General features: G+C 31.5%; 17 protein-coding genes. 6 read left to right on the forward strand and 11 right to left on the reverse strand.

Annotated elements, in window-relative coordinates:
* Positions 1 to 5 precede the first annotated feature (5 nt).
* Both metE and luxS read right to left on the reverse strand, forming a co-directional pair.
* Positions 6 to 2,279, reverse strand: coding sequence for a 5-methyltetrahydropteroyltriglutamate--homocysteine S-methyltransferase (metE, locus tag OQH62_RS01540; protein WP_266012927.1), 2,274 nt, complete (start codon positions 2,277 to 2,279; stop codon positions 6 to 8).
* A gap of 436 nt (positions 2,280 to 2,715) precedes the next feature.
* A complete protein-coding gene (luxS, locus tag OQH62_RS01545) occupies positions 2,716 to 3,207 on the reverse strand; it encodes an S-ribosylhomocysteine lyase (RefSeq protein WP_266012930.1) in 492 nt (163 codons plus the stop codon).
* Positions 3,208 to 3,324: 117 nt separating this feature from the next.
* Here luxS and gatB point away from each other — a divergent pair, with 117 nt between their 5' ends.
* The 4 genes from gatB to OQH62_RS01565 all read left to right on the forward strand — a co-directional run bounded on the left by gatB (position 3,325) and on the right by OQH62_RS01565 (position 8,029).
* Positions 3,325 to 4,737, forward strand: coding sequence for an Asp-tRNA(Asn)/Glu-tRNA(Gln) amidotransferase subunit GatB (gene gatB / locus OQH62_RS01550; RefSeq protein ID WP_266012933.1), 1,413 nt, complete (start codon positions 3,325 to 3,327; stop codon positions 4,735 to 4,737).
* Positions 4,737 to 5,822 (forward strand): hypothetical protein, encoded by a 1,086-nt coding sequence (locus OQH62_RS01555; RefSeq protein WP_266012936.1) that lies wholly within the window; start codon positions 4,737 to 4,739, stop codon positions 5,820 to 5,822. Before gatB ends, OQH62_RS01555 begins: the two co-directional genes overlap by 1 nt.
* A 128-nt stretch (positions 5,823 to 5,950) precedes the next feature.
* Complete coding sequence (locus OQH62_RS01560) at positions 5,951 to 6,850, forward strand: NAD(P)H-dependent glycerol-3-phosphate dehydrogenase (protein WP_266012939.1); 900 nt, start codon at positions 5,951 to 5,953, stop codon at positions 6,848 to 6,850.
* Positions 6,851 to 6,859: 9 nt separating this feature from the next.
* Positions 6,860 to 8,029: an amidohydrolase family protein gene (locus tag OQH62_RS01565; RefSeq protein ID WP_266012942.1), complete on the forward strand. Its 1,170-nt coding sequence runs from the start codon at positions 6,860 to 6,862 to the stop codon at positions 8,027 to 8,029.
* A 239-nt stretch (positions 8,030 to 8,268) separates the two neighbouring features.
* Here the strand turns inward: OQH62_RS01565 and OQH62_RS01570 are convergent, their stop codons facing one another.
* The 9 genes from OQH62_RS01570 to OQH62_RS01610 form a co-directional block, all read right to left on the reverse strand.
* Positions 8,269 to 8,700 carry a hypothetical protein gene (locus tag OQH62_RS01570; protein WP_266012945.1) on the reverse strand — a complete coding sequence of 144 codons (432 nt, stop codon included), beginning with the start codon at positions 8,698 to 8,700 and terminating at the stop codon, positions 8,269 to 8,271.
* Positions 8,697 to 9,023: a rhodanese-like domain-containing protein gene (locus OQH62_RS01575; RefSeq protein WP_266012948.1), complete on the reverse strand. Its 327-nt coding sequence runs from the start codon at positions 9,021 to 9,023 to the stop codon at positions 8,697 to 8,699. Before OQH62_RS01575 ends, OQH62_RS01570 begins: the two co-directional genes overlap by 4 nt.
* Positions 9,020 to 10,849 carry a molecular chaperone HtpG gene (gene htpG, locus OQH62_RS01580; protein ID WP_266012951.1) on the reverse strand — a complete coding sequence of 610 codons (1,830 nt, stop codon included), beginning with the start codon at positions 10,847 to 10,849 and terminating at the stop codon, positions 9,020 to 9,022. The genes OQH62_RS01575 and htpG overlap by 4 nt, the downstream gene beginning before the upstream one ends.
* Before the next feature lie 90 nt (positions 10,850 to 10,939).
* Entirely contained in the window at positions 10,940 to 11,641 is a 702-nt protein-coding gene (locus OQH62_RS01585) for a lysophospholipid acyltransferase family protein (protein ID WP_266012954.1), read from the reverse strand.
* The gene (locus OQH62_RS01590; RefSeq protein ID WP_266012957.1) at positions 11,619 to 12,803 is read right to left on the reverse strand and encodes a hypothetical protein; all 1,185 of its coding nucleotides are present in this window, start codon (positions 12,801 to 12,803) and stop codon (positions 11,619 to 11,621) included. The genes OQH62_RS01585 and OQH62_RS01590 overlap by 23 nt, the downstream gene beginning before the upstream one ends.
* Positions 12,800 to 13,444 (reverse strand): phosphoribosylformylglycinamidine synthase subunit PurQ, encoded by a 645-nt coding sequence (purQ, locus tag OQH62_RS01595; RefSeq protein WP_266012959.1) that lies wholly within the window; start codon positions 13,442 to 13,444, stop codon positions 12,800 to 12,802. The genes OQH62_RS01590 and purQ overlap by 4 nt, the downstream gene beginning before the upstream one ends.
* Positions 13,441 to 13,689 carry a phosphoribosylformylglycinamidine synthase subunit PurS gene (purS, locus tag OQH62_RS01600; RefSeq protein ID WP_266012963.1) on the reverse strand — a complete coding sequence of 83 codons (249 nt, stop codon included), beginning with the start codon at positions 13,687 to 13,689 and terminating at the stop codon, positions 13,441 to 13,443. The genes purQ and purS overlap by 4 nt, the downstream gene beginning before the upstream one ends.
* A 9-nt stretch (positions 13,690 to 13,698) precedes the next feature.
* Entirely contained in the window at positions 13,699 to 14,409 is a 711-nt protein-coding gene (gene purC / locus OQH62_RS01605) for a phosphoribosylaminoimidazolesuccinocarboxamide synthase (protein ID WP_266012965.1), read from the reverse strand.
* Complete coding sequence (locus tag OQH62_RS01610) at positions 14,406 to 15,719, reverse strand: S41 family peptidase (RefSeq protein WP_266012969.1); 1,314 nt, start codon at positions 15,717 to 15,719, stop codon at positions 14,406 to 14,408. Before OQH62_RS01610 ends, purC begins: the two co-directional genes overlap by 4 nt.
* Positions 15,720 to 15,856: 137 nt before the next feature.
* Here OQH62_RS01610 and OQH62_RS01615 point away from each other — a divergent pair, with 137 nt between their 5' ends.
* Together OQH62_RS01615 and OQH62_RS01620 are read left to right on the forward strand one after the other, a co-directional pair.
* Positions 15,857 to 16,135, forward strand: a complete 279-nt coding sequence (locus OQH62_RS01615; RefSeq protein WP_266012970.1) for a metal-sensing transcriptional repressor — start codon at positions 15,857 to 15,859, stop codon at positions 16,133 to 16,135.
* A gap of 267 nt (positions 16,136 to 16,402) precedes the next feature.
* Positions 16,403 to 18,979 (forward strand): ATP-dependent Clp protease ATP-binding subunit, encoded by a 2,577-nt coding sequence (locus OQH62_RS01620; protein ID WP_266012972.1) that lies wholly within the window; start codon positions 16,403 to 16,405, stop codon positions 18,977 to 18,979.
* The last annotated feature ends 60 nt before the right edge of the window (positions 18,980 to 19,039 follow it).

Consider the following 19,039-nt stretch of genomic DNA (forward strand, 5'->3'; position numbering starts at 1 on the left):
TTCCTTTATAGGTATTTTTGACGCACCGTTTTTGTAGCTTGGACTAAATTTTTGAGAGCATAAATAACCTCTGTATATCCTCTTGTTTTTAAACCACAATCAGGATTAATCCAAATTTGTTCTTTTGGTAATTTCGTAATGATTTTTTCAATAGTTTTTTCTATTTCTTCCGCACTAGGAACTCTAGGGCTGTGTATATCATAAACACCAGGACCAACCTCTGTTTGAAAATGAATAGCTTTTAAAGTATCTAAAAGGCTTAAATTTGATCTTGAGGCTTCGAAGGAAATCACATCAGCATCCATTGCATCGATTTCTTTTAAAATGTCATCAAATTCGCTATAACACATATGGGTATGAATTTGTGTTTGCTCTTTTACTCCGCTATGGACAAGATTAAAAGCAGGTATAGCCCAGTCCAAATATTCACTATGCCAGTCGCTTTTTCTTAAAGGCAATTTTTCACGTAAAGCCGCTTCGTCAATTTGTATGATTTTTGTCCCAGCACTCTCCAAATCAAGAACTTCATCTCTAATAGCTAAAGCGATTTGTTGAGTACTTTCTTTTAAGCTTATATCTTCTCTTGGGAAAGACCAGTTGAGTATAGTAACAGGACCTGTTAACATACCTTTGACTATTTTTGAACTTAAATTTTGAGCGAATTGTGTCCAAGCGACTGTGATAGGTTTTATTCTTGAAACATCACCCCAAATCACAGGAGGTTTTACACATCTTGTCCCATAGCTTTGTACCCAACCATTTTGAGTGAAAAGAAATCCTTGTAAATTTTCTCCAAAATATTCGACCATATCATTTCTTTCGAATTCTCCATGTACCAAAACGTCAAGTCCTATTTCCTCTTGTATGCTTATACATTCTTTAATTTTCTTTTGATTAAATTCGGTATAGTGTGCTTCTGTGATATTTTGCTTTTTAAAAGCAAGACGAGTGGAACGTACGTCAGAGCTTTGTGGAAAAGAACCTATGGTAGTAGTCGGTAAGAGCGGAAGTTTAAGGAGTTCTCTTTGAGTTTTTTGTCTCTTTTTAAATTCAGGTTCTCTTTTGAAATCTTTCGCTGTTAAATTTTGCACTCTTTGTTGTACTTTTTCATCATAACGGTTTGGTATATTCTCAAAAAGAGTTTTATTTTGAATTAAGTATTTATGCTGCTTAGGATCAGAACTTTGCAAGATTTCTTTTAGTTCTTGAAGTTCGTTGAGTTTTTCTTTTGCATAAGCGAAGTGTTTTTTAAAGCTTTCATCCAACTTCTCTTCAAATTCAACACTATAAGGGATATGCAAAAGCGAGCACGAGGTGTTTAATACAAAATTTGGTGCTTGTTTTGCAATCTTTTCTATTAAATTTAAGGTTTTTTCGTAATTATTTCTGTAAATGTTTTTGCCATTAACAAGACCTGCAAAAAGGATTTTATCCTTAGCAAAACCATATTTTTCAAGCAAATTCAAACTCTCTTTTCCTTCGATGAAGTCAAGTCCTAGTCCATCAAAATCACTTTGCAAAAGCTTGGTATAAATGTCTCTTAAATCCCCAAAATAGCTTTGCAATAAAATTTTTACTTTGCCTTTATATGGTAGGATTTCTTTATAAAAATTTTCAAACAGCTCAATTTCATCTTTTTGTAAGTCATATACTAAATAAGGTTCATCAATTTGCAACCACTGTACTCCTAAGTCATTAAGCTTTAATAGCAGATCTTTATAGGCTTGAGCAAGTTTTTCTTTTGCAAGTTTTTTTGTACTTTCGTCTTTAAATTTTGTGAGTTTAAAGAGTGTAAAAATTCCTACTAAGACAGGTTTTGTTTCAATTCCTAATGCTTTAGCTTCTTCATATTCTTTAAGGATTTTATTTCCTGTTAAAGCAATCGAGTTAGCATCATCACATTCCGGGACAAGGTAGTGGTAATTAGTGTTAAACCATTTTTTCATTGCTAGGGCAACTTCATCGCCTTTATCTCCTTGATAGCCTCTTGCTTGTGCAAAATATTCATCCAGAGGTTCTAAATGAAGTACTTTATAACGATTGGCAACTATATTAAAAAGCACAGCTGTATCTAAAATGGTATCGTAAAATGAAAAATCATTACACGGTATAAAATCAATCCCTGCATTTTTAATGTTTTCCCAATGTGTTTTTCTAAGACTTTTTCCTAATTCTAAAAGATCTTCTTTTGAGCTTTCATTTTTAAAGTACTTTTCAACACCAAATTTTAATTCTCGAAAAGCACCTATTCTTGGGTAAGAAATAATCGAATTTTTCATATTTTCTCCTTTTTTACTTTTTGGATATATAACACAATATATTTTTTAAACTTGAGAGTATATAAAATTTGCTTTAATATCATTCATTTGAGTTTCATTTGGACACTCAAAGCAATCTCATTGTTTAAAAATATAAATTCTAAAAATTATTATATCTATATTTTAAAGTGATGTTTTAATAAGGAAAACAAAATTGTAAGCAATTTTATTAGAGTAAGGCAAAAAATGAAAAGCTCTTACACATTATTTTCCTTATCCACAAGCCGGACCTTTGGAAGATAATGCCAAGCCAAAGGACGCACTAGATAACATATATCTGGCACATCAGTTTCATTTTTTCTCCTTGTAAAATTTTAAGAAATTGTTAAAATTATATGGTAAAAAGATTAAAACAACATTAAAGTTTTTTGAAAGACTTTAATTCAAAAGCTTAAACTCAAATTTCAAGTTTTAATTTTTCATTATCCATAGTATCTATCCCGGAATCTAAAACTTTTTTTGCTATTAATTGCGCCTCAACAAGAGAATGCATATCACAAGTTCCACATTGATAGATATTGAGTTCAGGTATATCTTTTTGTTCTTTGACGTTGAGCACATCTTTCATCGCGTCTTTCCAAGCTTTGACTACAATTTTTTCATTAGGTGTGCCAATCACACTCATATAAAAACCTGTACGACAACCCATAGGAGAAATATCAATAATTTCAACTGTTTGAGAATTCAGATGTTCCCTCATAAATCCTGCAAATAAGTGTTCTAAGGTATGTGTTCCTTTTTCACTCATAAGTTCTTTATTTGGTATGCAAAAACGCAAATCAAAAACGCTAATATCATCTCCTTTTGGCGTTTTCATTGTTTTTGCTAAACGTACAGCAGGTGCTGGCATTTTTGTGTGATCAACCTTAAAACTATCTAATAATGGCATTGTATCTCCTTTAATTTTTTAATAAGTTTTGAATTATAGGATAATAAAATAAATTTTAAAGCCTTTCTAAAAAAAATAAAGATACAATAAAAAATCACAATAAGCTAAGGAAATTCAATGTTTGAAGTAGTTATAGGATTAGAAGTCCATACGCAGCTTAATACAAAAAGTAAGATTTTTTGTTCGTGTGCAACTTCTTTTGGAGAGTCGCCAAATATTAATGTTTGTCCAACTTGCCTTGCCTTGCCCGGAGCTTTGCCTGTTTTAAATGAGGAAGCTGTAAAAAAAGCTGTTGCTTTTGGAAAAGCCGTCAATGCAACTATCAATAAAAAAAGCATTTTTAATCGTAAAAATTATTTCTATCCAGATCTTCCAAAAGCATATCAAATTTCGCAATTTGATATACCTATAATTGAAAATGGTGAGCTGTTTATAGGAGAAGAAAACAAACGTATAGGTATAACAAGAGCACATTTAGAAGAAGATGCTGGTAAAAATATTCACGAAAATGAATTTTCTAAGATAGATCTTAATAGAGCAGGTACTCCTTTGCTTGAAATTGTCAGTGAACCAGACCTTCGCAGTAGTGATGAGGCTGTGGCTTATTTAAAAAAACTCCATTCTATTATTCGTTTTTTAGGTATATCAGATGCCAATATGCAAGAAGGAAGTTTTCGTTGCGATGTTAATGTAAGCATTCGACCTCGAGGTGATTCAAAGCTTTATACAAGGGTTGAGATCAAGAATCTGAACTCTTTTCGTTTTATTCAAAAAGCTATTGATTATGAAGTAAAACGACAGAGTGAGGCTTGGGAGGATGGTTTGTATGAAAAAGAAGTAGTGCAAGAAACGCGACTTTTTGATACAACAAAACTTCTAACGCGTAGTATGCGAAACAAAGAGGAATCTGCTGAGTACCGTTATTTTCCAGATCCGGATTTACTCCCTGTGCTTTTAAATGATGAAATTCTATCTTTGACAATCCCAGAGCTTCCAGAAGAGAAAAAAGCCCGTTTTATAGATGAATTTGGTATTAAGCAAAGTGATGCTGAAGTACTCATATCTTCACTTGAATTAAGCCATTTTTTTGAAGATTTGCTTTCTCAAAATCTCAATCCTAAACTTTGTGTTACTTGGCTTAATACAGAATTAATGGGGCTCTTGAAAGGAGAGTTTAACATAGAGAATTCTCCTGTGGATTCGGTAAAACTTGGAGTTTTAATTAAAAGAATAGAACAAGGTGTTATTAGTGCGAAAGCAGCTAAGGAGGTTTTGGCTTTTGTCTTTGAAAATGCGAGTGTGGGTATTGATGAGGCTATTGAAAAACTTGGACTCAAACAAGTAAGCGATGATGAAGCCATTAAGGCTATCATTGAACAGATTGTACTGCAAAATACTGATAAGGTTGCTGAATACAAGGCAGGTAAAGAGAAACTTTTTGGTTTTTTCGTAGGGCAAGTGATGAAAGAAGGCAAGGGCGCGTTTAACCCGACTAAGGTTAATGAGCTTTTAAAGAATAAGTTGGACTGATGAGTTTAAACCCTATACAAAGGCATTTAGATAAAGAAACAACTATCAATTTAGGTTCTTTTTATACTCCAAAGATTTTAGTTGAAAAGGCTTATGGACTTATGCAAAGGCATATTTTAAATTTGCCTTCTTATGTTTTTTTAGATTCTAGTTGTGGGTGTGGGGATTTTTTCATTAAAGATTTAGTTTATATAGGAGCTGATATTGATAAAAATGCTTTGCAAAAAGTTACAAACGTCAAGACTTTCCATACAAATTCACTTTTTGAAGTTTCTAGGCAAAAATTTACACTCAAAAAAGATGACAAAGTTATCATCATAGGTAATCCTCCGTATAACGATAAAACCTCTTTATTGAGAGCAGATGTTAAAAAAGATTTGTTTGAGTGTGATAGTAAGCTAAAACACAGAGATTTAGGCATTTCATTTTTACGCTCGTATGCCGTTTTAGAGCCTGAATTTATCTGTGTGCTACATCCTTTGTCGTATCTTATTAAAAAGAGCAATTTTAATGCTTTGTTTGATTTTAAGAAAAATTATAAGCTTGTTAATAGTCTCATCATCTCTTCAGCCTTTTTTACCCCAAATTCAAGTACTTTTTTTCCTATCATCATCGCTTTATATGAAAAAAATGCTTGTGGAATGGAGTATGAGTTTATCCAAAATTACAGCTTTAGAACCATTGAAGGACAAAGTTTTATTTTGAAAGATTTTGACTTTATCGGTCATTATGTCAATAAATATCCAAACCCAAAAGATACTCGCAAAGCCATAGCCTTTTTTCATACTCTAAGGGATATAAATGCTTTAAACCGCAACCAAACTTTTATGCCAAAACAAAATGCAAATTCTATCAAGATATTTCAAGAGAATTTAAAATATTATGTCTATATTCATTTTTTCAAAGTCTATGCTAAGACTTTGCCCTATTATTTTGGGAATTTGGATGTTTTTATTGATAATGAAGCTTTTTTACAAATTTCAGATGAATTTGAAAAATGGTTTTTTAAAGAAAGTTTCAATGAGGTAAAGATTAAAGACTATTTTACAAAGCTTTTTGCTAGATATGTCAAGGATATAAAATGAGTGAATATTTTTTCAATACTAGTCTTTTATCTTCCTTAGTACTTAGAGATATTAAAGAGCATTTGACTGCTTTGATTCTTGCTCTTAATTTTAGAAATTCTGCACTATAGTATCAAGGATGAAAATAAATGTCAAATAAACTTGCTATCATAGGAGCGGGCAAATGGGGACAGGCTTTACAAAAGGCTTTTTTGCAAAAGCAAATTTGTCTTATCACTTCACCCCATACTAATAATTTACCCTATTTTGTGGAGTACAAAGAGGCTTTGGAATGTCAATGTCTTGTTTTTGCACTAAGTACTCAGGGACTTCGACTTTGGCTGAAGAAAAATTTTATTTATAAGAATCAAAAAATTCTTCTTGCTTCAAAAGGTATAGATATGCAAACACATCAGTTTTTAGACGAAATTGTAAGCGAATTTGTAAGCAGGGAGAGAATTTGCGTTTTAAGTGGTCCAAGCTTTGCAGCTGAAGTGATGCAGAGTTTGCCTTGTGCTTTGCAAATCAGCGGACAAGACAAGAAACTTTGTGAAGAATTTGCAGATTTTTTTCCAACTTTTATGAAAATTTATATTGATGATGATGTTAGAGGGGCTGAAATTTGTGGGGCTTATAAGAATGTTTTAGCTATTGCAAGTGGGATAAATGATGGCTTAAAACTTGGAAATAATGCTCGTGCTTCTCTTATTTCAAGAGGACTTATGGAGATGTATCGTTTTGGCAGATTTTTTGGAGCCAAAGAAGAAACTTTTTTAGGACTTAGCGGGGCAGGAGATTTATTTTTAACTGCTTCAAGTACACTTTCAAGAAATTATCGTGTAGGACTTGCTCTTGCAAAGAATCAAAAAATAGATGATATTTTAGCAGATCTTGCAGAAGTAGCTGAAGGTGTTGGTACAGCATTTGCCATAGGAAAAATTGCACAAGATAATGGTATTTATACTCCTATTGTTAATGAAATTGTAGCGATTTTACAGGGCAAAGATGCTAACAGTTCTGTACAGAATTTGTTGAAGAGAAAAGCTTAGGGGGTGTTGATGCTGATTAAAAATGCAAGAATTTATGGTAAAGAACTTAGGGATTTGGAAATTCAAGGTGGCAAAATTGTACAAATTGGTACAAAACTTAACGGGACTAAAAGTCTTGATGTTCAAGGTGCGACTTTGCTCCCTTCTTTTGTAGATTTGTGTGTCAATTTAAAAGACGATAAGTTTTCTTTAGAAAATATAGACCTCTTCGAAAATGAATGTTTAAAAAGTGGTTTAAGTGCAGTAGTTTTACGAGATGTTATGGATTTTAATGAAGAGAGTTTTGCTTTATTTTTGCAAAATATTCGCCAAAGGAAAATGCAAATTTTTTCTAGCATTAAAGTACAAAAAAATGGAAAATTAAAGAATCTTGCTACCCTTTTAAATAAAGGGGCAATAGCACTTGAACTTGATAGCGCTTTGAATGCAAATTTTTTACGTGCGAGTATGCAGTATGCCTTAATGAAAGATTGTTTTCTTTTTGTTCGTTCTTATCAAAAAGATTTTGATGATGATGGAGTAATGAATGATGGTCAAACGAGTTTTGAATTAGGACTTAGCGGAATGAGTGAAGTAGCTGAGACAAGTGAAGTTGCTAAAATGCTTGAAATAGCAAAATTCTATGGAGCAAAAGTCGTTTTTGACTGTATAAGTCTTAAACAATCTATGAGGATTTTGAAAAATCAACATGCTTTAGTAAGCATACATCATCTCATTAAAGATGATACTTCTTGCAGAGGTTTTAATACAGCAGCAAAATTAATGCCACCTTTAAGAAGTGCTAAAGACGTAGCTTTTCTTAAACAAGCGCTGCAAAAAGGAGAACTCTCTTTTATAAGTTCATTGCATAGTCCAAAATCACTCTCTTATAAAGACTTAGCTTTTGATGAGGCAGCTTTTGGAATTAATAGTATTTGTGATTTTATAAGTCTTTGTTATACTTTTTTAGTGAAAGAAAATCTTGTATCTTGGGAAGAGCTTTGTAGGATTACAAGTCTTAATCCAAATCAATTTTTGGGTATAAATGCAGGCATAATAGAAGTTGGAAAAGAAGCAAATTTAGTTGTATTTGATGAAATGCAACGGAAAAAAAGTTCTAATTCTTTATATGCAAATGATACGCTTTTTGGAATTGTAACACATCATATTCTTAAAGGTGAAAATATATTGTTTGATTGATTTAAAGGCTTTTAATAGAAATAAAGATTTGATAGTTTGCAATGTTGGTATAAATTCTTTGTATATGCAGATTTTTTACCCAATGATAGCATAAATATTATTATTCTTAATGCTATTTTGCAACTCAAATAAGAAAAGACTTTTCTTAAAACAAGTTTTTCGCTAATTTTAAAAACTTATTCTATAATATTAATTTTGAGATTTTAGAGCTTTTTAAAAGTTCTTTTTTGCTTCATATTTTAATGTAAGGCTTCAAATTCTCTCATAAGCTCATTTCGCAATTTTTCAGCTTCCTGTTCTCCATTTTCTAAGAATTCAAGCAAGGTATTTTCTATTTCTTTTAAAAAACTAAAAAGTTCCTCCTGCCATATTTCATCATTTTTCTTACTTAAGTTCATTGTTTGAATAAAAGTAAGTTCTCGTGAAAAATCGCCTAATTTTTCTAGCAAAATATCTTTTGTGTGTTCGTTTTTTAGCTGGAGTTTTTCTTGTTGAATTTGTTCTTTAAAATTTCTTATTTTTTCATCTATACATTCGCAGAATTTAGGATATAAGTCTGATTTTATAGGCTCTAATAAAACTTTTTCATCAATCTGTACAGTCAATTTTTTTATGGAAAAATATAAAAACAAAAAAGCTAAGGCAGCAAGAAGCAGATAAAAACTTATCATTGAACACTCTTGCTAAGAGCTTGCATTCCACCATCTAAATTCACACCCATGATACCAAGTTTATCAGCTATAAGATCTGCTGCTAATTTACTCCTGTATCCACTGCGACAAATGAAAGCAAGTTTTTTTTCTTTTTCAAATAAGTTATTGAAATCATTAATGAAATTTTGATTCAAAAGTCCCTCATTATCGTAGAGAAAAAGACATTTAGCTTGTTTTAGTAGCCCTTCTTCTTGCCATTCTTTTGGAGATCGTACATCAAAAATTTGATATTCATTTAAATTTTCTTTTGTCCAAAATTCAGGCTTAAGATTTTCTATCATCCCAAAGCCTTAGCGATGATTTTGCTAAGAGTGTTGTTAAATTCATTAGCATTGCTTACACCCATACCTTCGCTAAGTTTTGCCATATTAAGCACTAAAATAGCTATATCATTTGTAAAAGTTTCATTTTTTTTCAGTTTTGTGAAAATTTCGTGTTTAGGATTGATTTCTAAAATGGGCTTAACATTTTGTTCTTGCCCCATTTGTTTTAAAATTTGCTGCATAGCGAAATCAGGTTTGTTTTTATCAAAGACTATACAGCTTGGACTGTCTTTAAGTCTTGAAGTCAGACGCACTTCCTCAACTTCATCTTTTAAGAGTTCTTTAAATTTGGCAAGCAAAGGAGCAAAATTTTGTTTTTCTTCATCATTGAAGTCATTTTTATCTTCAACTTGATTAATAGCTGTAAATTTTAAACCTTCAAATTCATTCATCATAGGTACTACAAGAGCATCTATCTCATCATCCATTAGCAGTACTTCAATGTCTTTTTGTTTGTATTCTTCTAGTAAAGGGGAATTGCGTAATAAGCTTTCATTGTTTCCTGTGATATAAAAAATCTCTTTTTGTTCATTTTTGACATCATTTTTATACTCCTGCAAACTTCGCAATTGTGTACCTTTTGTACTTTTATAAAGCATTAACTGCAATAAACTCTCTTTTTCTGCACTAAAGCCATAAAGACCCTCTTTTAATACTTTACCAAAGGTTTTGAAAAATTCTTGATATTTTTCTTTGTTTTTCTCTTTCATTTTTTGGAGTTCGCTCAAGATTTTTTTCACGCTTGCTTCTTTAACAGCTTTTAAAATAACATTTTCTTGCAGAATTTCACGACTTACATTTAGTGGTACATCTTCAACATCGATAATTCCACGTACAAAACGCAAATAAGTCGGCAAAAGTTCTTTGTCATCATCACTAATAAAAACTCTTTTAACATAAAGCTTTAAACCACTTTGATAATCCACGCGAAATAAATCAAAAGGGGCGCTTTGTGGAATAAAAAAAAGCGAATTGTATTCAAATTTTCCTTCACTTTTTGTATGTAAATAGAGTAAAGGTTTTTCATTGTCGTGGAAATTTTGTTCATAAAAAAGTTCATAGTCTTTTGCTTTTAATTTTGATTTTTGTATTCTCCAAAGAGCATCGGCTTTATTGATTTGTGTGATTTTGCTTTCAGTTGTACCTTCTTTCTCGCCTTCTTTTGGTGGTATGTATTCTTCTTTTTCCATAAAAATGGGAAATTGGATATGATTTGAGTATTTCTCTATGAGATTTTCGATTTTGTAACTATTAGTAAATTCTTCATCTTTGAGGTATAAAGTAATGCTTGTACCTTGAGTTTCTTTTTGCGCCTCTTCTATTTCATATCCATTAGCATCAGAAGTCCAAAGATAAGCTTTTGTATCTAAAGCTTTTTTACTTAGAACTTCAATTTTTTGAGCGACCATAAATGCAGAATAAAAACCAACACCAAACTGACCTATAAGTTGAGAATCTTTTTTTGCATCCCCACTTAAATTTTCTAAAAAGCTTTTTGTACCGCTTTTTGCTACTGTGCCAAGATGGTTGATTAAATCTTCTTTGTCCATTCCTATGCCATTATCACTAATAATAAGTGTTTTTTTCTTTTTGTCTAAAACAATGTCGATTCTTGGTTCAAATTTCAAATTCTTGTATGAATCATTACTTACGCTTAGAAAATTTAACTTATCTAAGGCATCGCTTGCATTAGAAATAAGTTCTCTTAAAAAAACTTCTTTGTTTGAATATAAAGAATGAATCATAAGCTGTAAAAGTTGATTGACTTCAGTTTGAAATTGCATTTTTTTTCCTTGAGTTTGAATTTTTTAATCCGTACTTTAGCATATAATTTAAAACAAAAACTAAATTATAGGGCACGTTGTAATGAAATTTTAGTGATTTACAATTAAAGAACGTTCTTTATCTAAGACTTCTTGCATCATTTTTCTTGTGTTTTCAAGCCAATCTTGTTGGCTTGTATCAACTAAAGGCAGAGGAATGATTTTTAAGATTCCACTTTGAGCACTAAAAGTTTTTGTATCAAGAATTTTCGCTGAATCTACTAGTAAGATAGGTTGTACTTTTAAATCAAGTTTTTGAGCTAAAATTTGCACACCATTTTGAAATTTAAGCAAGTGCTGTGTTCTTGAACGCGTACCTTCTGGAAAAATTGCTAAAACTCTTTGCTGCTGTACTCTTTCTTTAGCAGTTTTAACTATGCTTATTAAGGCTCTAGGATTTTTTCTGTCTATACAAAGAAATTTTGGCTTTTTCATAGCTATTTGAAACAAAGGAAGTTCCGCAAGTTCTTTTTTAGCTATCCAGCATAAATTTCTTGGAAAAATGTCTTCAAGTGCAATAATATCTAAAGTGCTTTGATGATTTAGAAGTATTATTGTTGCTTGAGGATTGAATTCTCCTACAAGTTCTATTTTGTAGAAAATTGTGTATTTTTGCATCTTTGCCCAAAGACGACGAATCTTCCAAATGGTGTCTTGAGAATGTATGAAACAAAAAAGAAGAATGACAAATGCTATACTTATAATAAAAAAAAACCAAAAATATAGAGCTTTAATTTTTTTGTAAATCCACATTTTGCACCCAGCCTATTTGTCCATTTTGAAAGAGGATTTTCACATAGTTTTGTCTTTTGTTTAAAATTTCAACTTTTTCATTTGAATTTGCTATGTAAAAAAAGGTTGAAGGATTTGTTGGGAGAATTTTTACTCTTGTTCCAGCTCTTAAAATAGCAGTTTGTGTATTGGTGTCAAGTAAGAAGCTTAGTGTGAAAATTGCAAGAGCAAGAATGAGTATGAAAAAGTTTTTCAACCATAGAAACAATATCGCTAAAAGTAAAACTAAAACCCAAAGTCCATATTTTTTATAGGCATTGAAGTTTTTATTAGTAGGATTTAAATCGCTTTGTGTGCTTAATTCTTCATCGCTAATTTCAAGCTTTAAAGTAAAATCTTCAAGTTTTTTATTCTCTTTGTTATAGTAGGAGAAAGTAAAATGAGTTTGTGAATTTGGAAGAATAGCATAGTAAAAGCCATTGGAGCTGTTAAAATCACCCTTAACATTTTCTATGCCTTGTTTTAAAATTCCATCAATGAAAAAACTTTTGAGATTTGTATTTTTTGCATTGAGTTCAAGCATCATAATAAGATTTTCATCATCAAAGATGTTTGTCTTTGCTTTTACTATTTCTAAGAAGCTTGCAACAAGATGAGAATAGTTTTTATCATTAGTTGTGAGTTCAAATTTTATAGGAGTGATGTGAATACTTGCTTCTTGAAAAGCTTGTTTGTTCCTTAAAAGTTGTATGTGGATTTGTTCTAAGAGAGCATTTGGGGTTTTTGCTTCAAACCATAAAGTTGTTTTATAACTTCCATTTTCTCGTTCCCATTCTGGGTTGGGATTGAGAAATTCTAAATCTTTGTTTTTTTCAACTGTGATATTGAAGTCAAAGTTGGTATTTTCAGTTGTTTTTGCATTTAAAACGATGGGAAAAACCTCTCCAACAAACACTCTATTTGGGTAGTCATTAGTTTGAAGTACTAAAGAGCTTTGAGAGATAAAAGGGTCATTTATCTCGATTTCAAAATCAGTACTTTCATCGCTTGGTGCTATATTTTGAAAAATTGTTTGTTCTTCTATTCCAAATTCTTTTTGTAAAGTTTCATTTTGTCCTTCAAATACATTAATTTGAGCAAAAAGTATTGTACAAAAGAAAAAGAGAAAAAAGAGTATATTCACAAAAACCCTTCTAACATTTTTAAACCTATGTTATTGCCTAAAAGTTTATCACAAGCTCGTTCAGGATGAGGCATAAGGGCAAAAATCTTTTTGTTTGCATCGCAAATACCAGCTATATCGCAAAGTGAGCCATTTAGATTTGGCTCGTATTTTAAGAGAATAAGGTCTTTATCTTCTAATTCTTTTAAATTGTCGCTATCTGTATAGTAATTACCCTCGCCGTGAGCAATAGGCAAAGAGATAAGTTCATTTTTTTGAAATTTGCGCAAGAAGATATTGTTGTTTGAAACCACTCGTAAATTTTGATTTTTTGAGAGAAAATTGATGTTTTTATTCTGCCTCATCGCCCCTTTTAAAAGTCCGGTTTCAAGTAGAATTTGAAAACCATTGCAAATACCTAAGATATACCCGCCTTTTTTTGCGTGATTAAACACCCCTTGCATTGCAGGGGCAAATTTTGCTATAGCACCGCATCTTAAGTAATCCCCGTATGAGAAACCACCGGGTAAGACAAGTAAATCAGCTTTGAATTCTTTCTCTTTATACCAAAGTATTTGGGCTTGTATTCCGATTTTTTTGAAAGCATATTGTGTATCAAATTCACAATTTGTTCCAGGAAATCGAAGAATGACAACTTTCATTCGTTTTCTTTTATGAAAAATTCATATTCTTCAATGACTTTATTAACTAAAAGCTCTTCACACATTTTTTTTACATCTGCTTGTGCTTTTTGTTTGTCTTTTTCATCAAGTTTGAGTCGAATTTGTTTGCCCATTCTTACTTCTTTAATCCCATTAAAATTTAAAGAATATAAAGCTTTTTCTATGCTTTTACCTTGAGGATCTAAAACCCCATCCTTTAAAAATACATTTATAACAACTTTCATTCTTTGCCTTTAACCGACAATTCGTTTTAAAACTTCTTCATAAGCTATTTTGACATTCCCTAAACCTTGCCTAAAACGATCTTTATCAAGCTTTTCATTCGTATGTTTATCCCAAAATCTACAACTGTCAGGGCTTATTTCATCAGCCAAAACAAGTTCATTGTTTGTTGTGAGGCCAAATTCAATTTTAAAATCTATAAGTCTTAAATTCTTTCTTTCAAAGAATGAGAGTAATATAGTATTAATTTTTCTTGCGATGCTTTTTATTTCCTCAATTTGTTCTTTGTCTTTTACCAGATCTAAGAGCAAACAATGCTCATCATTGATAAAAGGATCACCTAGTGCATCATCTTTAAGACAAAATTCAACCAAAGCAAAAGGTAATATGGTTCCATCTTTAATCCCAAGTCTTTTGACTAAAGAACCGGTAGCTACATTACGTACTATAACTTCAATTGGAATAATTGTACATTTTTTAATCGCTTGTTCATTTTCGTTGAGCATTTTGATAAGATGGGTTTGAATCCCTTCTTTTTCTAAAAGATGAAAAAGTTCAGTGCTGATTTTGCAATTTAAAGCACCTTTACCCTTTTCATTTCCTTTTTTTTCAGCATTGAAAGCTGTAAGATCATCTTTAAACTCGCTAATAAGTATATTTTCATCTTCACTTGCATAGAGTCTTTTGCCTTTACCTTCATAAAGCAATTCTTTTTTTGTCATTTTATCGTTTCCTTAATATTAAGAATTTTTACTGTATCAATAGCTGATTTAAGTTGTATGTCCTCATTCACCTGTTGTGTTGTGATCAATTTTTTGTTATCTTTAGATTTTTGCTCTTTTTTTTCATCAAGCTTTTCAAGTTCATTTTCTAAATGCTGTTTTAAATCACTTTCTTTAATGCTAAAACTTTCTTCAGGAGAATTAACTTTTCCGGGAAATACTTCAATATCAGGTTTTACACCTACTGCTTGAATAGTTCTGCCACTTGGTAAATAGTATCTTGCTATCGTAAGTCTTAAGGCTTCGCTTTTATTAATTGGTATGATTTGTTGGACTGTTCCTTTTCCAAAAGTGTTTTCACCAAGTACTACCGCTCTTTTTAAGTCCTGCAAGGCTCCACTTACTATTTCGCTTGCACTCGCACTGCCCCCATTTACCAAGACAACTAAAGCAGCATCTGAAATTTTATTTTTTGCTTTTGCTCTGTACTCTTGATTTTCACTCTCAATGCGTCCTTTCTGCGAAACAATGATTCCATCTTTAACAAATAAATTCACAAGTCCTACCGCTTGATTTAAAAGCCCACCGGGATTGTTTCGTAAATCAAGCACTACTCCTTTGATTTTAGGATATTTTTTAAGCTCTTTTGCTGCTTGTTCTACCACATTTTTATCAAAATTAGTAACTCTTAAGTAAAGTATATTTTCATTTTCTATAATTTTTGCATAAACACTTTCTACTTTGACAATATCTCTTAGAAGTTTTATATCAAAAGGTTTTGAATCTCCTTTTCTGAAAATAGTTAAGGTGATTTGTGTTTTAGGTTTTCCTCGCATTTTATCAACCGCATCATTAAGATTCATTCCTAAAGTTACTTCATCGTTAATTTTTAAGATAATATCTCCGGGTTTTATTCCTGCTCTATCAGCTGGAGTACCTTCTATGGGAGAGATGACAGTGAGTGCTCCATCTTTCATTCCAACTGTGATTCCAAGTCCACCAAATTCACCATTAGTTTGGATTTTCATATCATTAAAATCTTTTTCATTTAGGAAAGAAGAATGTGCATCAAGATTGTTTAAAAGACCTGAAAGAGCTTTATCAATTAAGTCGCTAGCATTTTGATCTTCAATATAATACTGTTCAACTATCGTTAGTGTTTTGGTAAGCTTATCCAGAGCTTGTAATCTTTGTTCTAGTTTATTTGTTTTGCCATCTGTTTTAGCTTCTAAAGTGCTGCTTAAAATAAAACATAATATTAAACAACTTAAAAAGCCGGTGAAAGTAGCTAAAAATCGTTTTGTTTTCATTTTTAATTGTGACTCCGTGAGATTGAAAATTATCAGAGTTAAATTCTAATACAAATTACTTAAAAAATTGTAAATTAAAACAAATTCTCTTTAGGTTGTTTTTTGTTATAATGCTCAAAAAATATGGTACAAAATTTATGAAAAAACATATCCATTCTCAAAAACATACAAAAGCAATTTCGAATCGTTTGAGTCGTATTAGCGGTCATTTAAATGCAATTAAAAGAATGGTGGAAAGAGATGAGGATTGTAGTGAAATTCTCGTTCAACTTTCTGCTGTAAAAGCTGCTGTTAATAATACAGCCAAAGCTATTCTTAAAGAACATTTAGCCCACTGTATTATTCACGCTGCAAAAGATGATGACCTTGAAAGTTTGATTGCTTTAAATAAAGCAATTGATATGTTTATGAAGTGATACAATGGAGAGTTCATAGATCAATGTCTTTCATCTTGCTTTGAGTGTTGTGTAAGGTTTTTTATCTTCATTGAAAAAAGTGCAAAGTCTTTACAAAGTGGTTGGATCTTATTTGTTAGTCTTTATACAATTTATAATGCATTTGATTGTAATTTTTGTGTTTTGTTTTTTTTTGAAACAAATACTAAAGTATTTTGAGTTGATTCAGATTGTTAGCATAAGAATGCTATAGTTATGTTTAGTATTATTTAAAGAAGAAGGATTTATATGCCAAATATTCAAGATTACTTAACAGATTCTATGTTTTCAAGTGTTGAAAATGCTTTATCTTTGGCTATACATTCTAAAAACAGCGAAGTACTTCCTTTACACCTCCTTTGGGCTTTGAGTGTTGATAGTGGAAGTCTTTTAAATCAAGTCTGCAATAAATCCAATATTTCAAAAGAAGCTTTAGAACTTGAAATTAAAAGTGCAATTTCAAATTTGCCTACGAGTTCAAATGTCAATCGTGAAAATATAAGATTTTCAAATGAGTTTATCAATTCTTTAGAAAACGCTAAAGGTTTGATGAATGCTAATGGGGATTCGTATTTAAGCATTGATACTTGGCTTATAAGTGAAAGTGAACGAAGTCCTATAAAAGATATTCTTTCAAAGTTTATTGATGTATTAGAATTGAAAAAAGAGCTTTACAATATACGATCGGGTCGCAAAATAGAAAACAAAAGTGGTGATGAAACTTTAGACAGTTTGCAAAAATTCGGTATAGATCTAACTGCAAAAGCGAGTGAAGGAAAACTTGACCCGGTGATAGGTAGAGAAGAGGAAATAGGAAGAGTAATGCAAATTCTTATTCGAAAAACGAAAAATAATCCTCTTCTTTTAGGAGAACCGGGTGTCGGTAAGACAGCAATTGTAGAAGCTTTAGCTCAAAGAATTCTTAAAAAAGATGTCCCTACCTCTTTACAGAATAAAAAAGTAATAGCTCTTGATATGAGTGCTTTAATCGCCGGAGCCAAGTACAGAGGTGAATTTGAAGACAGGTTAAAAGCAGTAGTCAATGAAGTGGTAAAAAATGAAAATATCATTTTGTTTATTGATGAAATTCACACCATAGTAGGTGCTGGAGCAAGTGAGGGAAGTATGGATGCGGCAAATATTTTAAAACCAGCTCTTGCAAGAGGAGAGTTGCATACTATAGGAGCTACCACTTTCAAAGAATACCGAAAATATTTTGAAAAGGATGCTGCTTTGCAAAGAAGATTCCAGCCTGTTACTGTTCCAGAGCCAAGTATAAATGAGGCTTTGACTATGTTAAGAGGTCTTAAAGAGAAGCTTGAAATTCATCACAATGTAAGTATTAGCGATACTGCCTTAGTAGCCGCAGCCAAACTTTCAAAAAGATATATTGCAGACAGATTTTTGCCTGATAAGGCTATTGATTTGATTGACGAAGCCGCAGCTGAACTTAAAATGCAAATTGAAAGTGAGCCAAGTTCTTTACGGAAGGTACGTAAGGATATTGAAACCTTACAAGTAGAAAATGAAGCTTTAAAAATGGAGAATGATGAGAAAAATAAAAAAAGGCTTGAGGAAATTGCAAGAGAGCTTGCAAATTTGAAAGAAAAACAAAACACGCTTTATTCGCAATTTGAAAATGAAAAGTCTGTTTTTGATGCTATAAGTACCAAGAAAAAAGAAATTGATAGTTTTAAAAATGAGGCTGTTGTAGCTAAACATAAAGGTGATTTTCAAAAAGCTGCAGAGCTTGAATATGGAAAAATTCCAAGTTTAAATAAAGAAGTGCAAGAACTTGAAGAAAAATGGCAAAAGATGAGTGAAGCAGGGGTTTTGCTTAAAAATCAAGTTGATGAGGATTTAGTTGCTGGAATTTTAAGCAAATGGACAGGTATTAGTGTGCAAAAAATGCTTGCGTCTCAAAAACAGAAATTTCTTGACATTGAGAAGCATTTAAAAGAGAATGTTATTGGACAAGACGAGGCTTTAAATGCTTTAGCTAGAGCTATTAAGAGAAATAAAGCAGGGTTGGATCAAGTTAATAAACCTATAGGAAGTTTTTTGTTTTTAGGGCCAACAGGAGTTGGAAAAACACAATCTGCAAAGGCTTTAGCAAAATTTTTATTTGATGATGAGAAGGCTATGATTCGCTTTGATATGAGTGAATTTATGGAAAAATATAGTGTTTCAAGACTTTTGGGTGCGCCTCCGGGATATGTTGGGCACGAAGAAGGTGGTGAATTGACTGAAGCTGTACGTAGAAAGCCTTATAGTGTGCTTTTATTTGATGAGGTTGAAAAAGCACATAAAGATGTTTTCAATATACTTTTAGGCATACTTGATGATGGACGTGCAACTGATAGTAAAGGCATTACGGTAGATTTTAACAATACTATCATTATTTTAACTTCAAATATAGCTTCAAATGCAATTATGAATTTACAAGGCAAAGAACAAGAAGAAGCTGTTAAAAATGAATTAAGAGCTTTTTTTAAGCCTGAATTTTTAAATCGTCTTGATGATATTATCACTTTTAATCCTCTAGGGCAGAATGAAGCGTATGAGATAGTAAAACTTCTTTTTAAAGATTTGCAGGTAAATCTTGAGAATAAAGGCATTAAAGCAGAACTTACAGAAAATGGAGCTTTATTTATCGCAAGGGCTGGGTTTGATCCTGATTTTGGAGCTCGACCTTTAAGAAGAGCTATTTATGAAAAAATTGAAGATAAGCTTAGCGATATGATTCTATCAGATGAACTTAGCTTAAATGATAGTATTATAATTGATGCAGATGAAAAAGATATTTTCATCACTTTAAAGAAATAAATTTGAAATTTTTAACAAAAAATATTTTTAATGTAGAAATTGGACAAGTAGATGTACTTA

The sequence above is a fragment of the Campylobacter sp. MIT 21-1684 genome, from assembly GCF_026241315.1.
In the GTDB taxonomy this organism is placed as follows: Bacteria; Campylobacterota; Campylobacteria; order Campylobacterales; family Campylobacteraceae; genus Campylobacter_D.

Excerpts from the sequence above, each read along its gene's own strand:
- metE (WP_266012927.1), bottom strand. The coding sequence starts at position 2,279 with ATGAAAAATTCGATTATTTCTTACCCAAGAATAGGTGCTTTTCGAGAA.
- luxS (WP_266012930.1), bottom strand. The coding sequence starts at position 3,207 with ATGCCATTATTAGATAGTTTTAAGGTTGATCACACAAAAATGCCAGCA.
- gatB (WP_266012933.1), top strand. The coding sequence starts at position 3,325 with ATGTTTGAAGTAGTTATAGGATTAGAAGTCCATACGCAGCTTAATACA.
- OQH62_RS01555 (WP_266012936.1), top strand. The coding sequence starts at position 4,737 with ATGAGTTTAAACCCTATACAAAGGCATTTAGATAAAGAAACAACTATC.
- OQH62_RS01560 (WP_266012939.1), top strand. The coding sequence starts at position 5,951 with ATGTCAAATAAACTTGCTATCATAGGAGCGGGCAAATGGGGACAGGCT.
- OQH62_RS01565 (WP_266012942.1), top strand. The coding sequence starts at position 6,860 with ATGCTGATTAAAAATGCAAGAATTTATGGTAAAGAACTTAGGGATTTG.
- OQH62_RS01570 (WP_266012945.1), bottom strand. The coding sequence starts at position 8,700 with ATGATAAGTTTTTATCTGCTTCTTGCTGCCTTAGCTTTTTTGTTTTTA.
- OQH62_RS01575 (WP_266012948.1), bottom strand. The coding sequence starts at position 9,023 with ATGATAGAAAATCTTAAGCCTGAATTTTGGACAAAAGAAAATTTAAAT.
- htpG (WP_266012951.1), bottom strand. The coding sequence starts at position 10,849 with ATGCAATTTCAAACTGAAGTCAATCAACTTTTACAGCTTATGATTCAT.
- OQH62_RS01585 (WP_266012954.1), bottom strand. The coding sequence starts at position 11,641 with ATGTGGATTTACAAAAAAATTAAAGCTCTATATTTTTGGTTTTTTTTT.
- purQ (WP_266012959.1), bottom strand. The coding sequence starts at position 13,444 with ATGAAAGTTGTCATTCTTCGATTTCCTGGAACAAATTGTGAATTTGAT.
- purS (WP_266012963.1), bottom strand. The coding sequence starts at position 13,689 with ATGAAAGTTGTTATAAATGTATTTTTAAAGGATGGGGTTTTAGATCCT.
- purC (WP_266012965.1), bottom strand. The coding sequence starts at position 14,409 with ATGACAAAAAAAGAATTGCTTTATGAAGGTAAAGGCAAAAGACTCTAT.
- OQH62_RS01610 (WP_266012969.1), bottom strand. The coding sequence starts at position 15,719 with ATGAAAACAAAACGATTTTTAGCTACTTTCACCGGCTTTTTAAGTTGT.
- OQH62_RS01615 (WP_266012970.1), top strand. The coding sequence starts at position 15,857 with ATGAAAAAACATATCCATTCTCAAAAACATACAAAAGCAATTTCGAAT.
- OQH62_RS01620 (WP_266012972.1), top strand. The coding sequence starts at position 16,403 with ATGCCAAATATTCAAGATTACTTAACAGATTCTATGTTTTCAAGTGTT.